The 2,353-nt window shown below is 50.2% G+C and carries 1 protein-coding gene and 1 pseudogene; one reads left to right on the forward strand and one right to left on the reverse strand.

All coding sequences use genetic code 11. From position 1 onward, the window contains the following. Positions 1-1,545: G8 domain-containing protein (locus VE954_RS23665; protein WP_324957436.1), on the reverse strand; the 1,545-nt coding region annotated here is incomplete at its 3' end. 481 nt (positions 1,546-2,026) lie between these two features. On the opposite strand from VE954_RS23665, the pseudogene VE954_RS23670 reads away from it, so the two are divergent. After that, positions 2,027-2,218, forward strand: a pseudogene (locus VE954_RS23670) (IS6 family transposase); the annotation flags it as partial. Positions 2,219-2,353: the final 135 nt, after the last annotated feature.

Consider the following 2,353-nt stretch of genomic DNA (forward strand, 5'->3'; position numbering starts at 1 on the left):
AAGCCGACTGGCATATACGGTTAGCTGTTTATGCACAGGGAGTTGAAGCTCTTCGTAGGATTCAACTTCGAGAGATTGAACCGGAGATCTGTAGCTGAGGTTTCCTCTTTCCGTTTCAGGTTCCAAAGCATAGACGATTCCAGCATGGCGGGCTCCGCTTACGAGATTCCCCTCCATCACCACATTCCTGCTTCCAATCCAAAATCCATTTCCACCCTGACTTAACGTCTCCATCTCAACGAGACCTTCCAGGTGGATACCGCCAACGGACCTGATTGCCATATTGTTGCGGAAGGTGCCACCCTCAAAACCTTTGTGCGCGACAAAGTGAGAACCTGAGACATTGTAAGAGACACTGTTTTCTACAACTCCTGAGCCGCTTAATGCCACACCCAGGCTTGGGCTTTCAACGATGGCAATGCCATGAATCAGTACAGGGGTCGGGTCAGCAGTCTGCTGAATGGTCTTTAGCACCTGGAGAGGATATCGACCTTTGGGTATCGAGCCGGCACTGTTGGGTGTACCTGATACTGCGTTGTTGATATCGTTGTCGGGTCCCGTTTCCACCCTGCCCAAGTGATGGAAGCCTGCGTAAAATATGTGCGCCGCTTTAGGGTTTAAAAGCATGACATGGCCTCGTTCCCCCAAGGGCGTATTTGCACCAAGGGCGGACCGGAAACGTACGCTTCGGCTTAGATTTGCTACATGAAAGCTAAACCGGGGGTCTGCAGGTTCATGCGTGTAGCTGAGTGGTATATCCAAAGTCAAATGGCGTCCTTCAATTGCCACGATGATACGCTCCTCATCTTCAGTTTCCGGATCCTCATATTCAAATCCATTCCAATGTTGCTGTACCCATCTGGTGCCTGTCAGGACGATCCTGTCACCCACCTGCCAGTGACTGGGAATATTGCTTAACTTGACAGAGCTCTCGCCTGACTTTGCTGCTCCCAATGCGGGTACAAAACTGCTCTTTGATTGGCCATATACACTGAGACGTCCCGTGATTATGAGGCCTTGACTTAATTGGTCAGGGTCCCAGCTTGAGTCGAGCGGATCATGCTTGAAGATAATGTCCGCTTCCGCAAGAACAGGTTCATTTTCGCGACCGATAAGGATCTGACTCTCAGGGCCAGATATGATTGTATCAACGACAAGCCGCGTATTTTGCACTGGTGACCAAGTGAGTAACCCATCGACCAAAATCCATTTAAGCGGATCCTCACTGACGATGTCATAAATGACATCAATTCTGTGAGGAATATAAACGCGGGCTCCATGCCCTGGAACCTCCTGAGTCGACCAGATCCCGGGATCAGACCATTGACCATTGCTTACGGCAACGTGTGTCGCAGAGCTCAAGCGAAGCCTGCCGAGCTCAAATAACACTGCTTCGCCGGAATGGACCGCAGCGTGGTCATGGTTTGATACAACTTGAGTTTCGCAAACTTCTGCCAAAGAGCAGATATCGCGGAAGTGATTGTAGGTGAAGACCAGGACTAAAAATCCCAACATCGAGAGGAATGCTGATCTACTGACTTTCATCGACCGCTCCACTACTTCCAGCCACTCAACTCACCAACATAACCGTGCAGGCAGGACTCCCCAAAGTGAGTCTGTAGGCATGCTAACTGATTCAAGACACGTGCTTTTAACCGAGCTTTCTGAACCTTATCTGAACTGGTTGTTCGAAATTGCGCGAACAATATCGCCAGGACTTCGGGGAGGGAAGCAGCGTATATAAATGAGGTGCAGCTTGATCGGTATGTGACAGAAACCAGGGCCCCGGAAAGAATGACTATAAAATAAGCAGTCAGTTAAAATTATTGGGAAATTTCAGAATTACGGCTTTCGCGAAAGCCTTGATAATCAAGGGTCTGCTGAAATTCCAGGCATTCTTTCCGGGGCCCTGGACAGAAACGGTTGTGTTGCGCCTGGGTAAGTCCGTGGTATTCTCCGGGAAACCTTGGGAGGGCGGCTCATGCTTTTTGACACCAAAGGACATTGTTTTAAGCGCTAGATCATCATGCTTCATGTCCGCTGGTATCTTTCCTATAAGCTGAGTTACCGGGATCTTGAAGAGATGGCCGAGGAACGTGGGCTTGAAGTTGACCACACCACCATCTACCGCTGGGTCATCAAGTTCACGCCTGGGCTGGAAAAGGCTGTGCGCCGGCTCAAGCGGCCTTTGGGCAAAAGCTGGCGCCTGGACGAGAGTGTGTCGTAGAAAGCAGCATGGAAGATGAAGGCAGGCCCTTCGTAATCGGTTTGCAGGAGCGGATTACAAACTACTGCAAGCGGCCTTGGTAAAGAGCCCTGGTCGTGAGCGTTGCAGAAAAGGCTTCGTAAAGAA

The organism is Oligoflexus sp., assembly GCF_035638955.1.
GTDB lineage: Bacteria > Bdellovibrionota_B > Oligoflexia > Oligoflexales > Oligoflexaceae > Oligoflexus.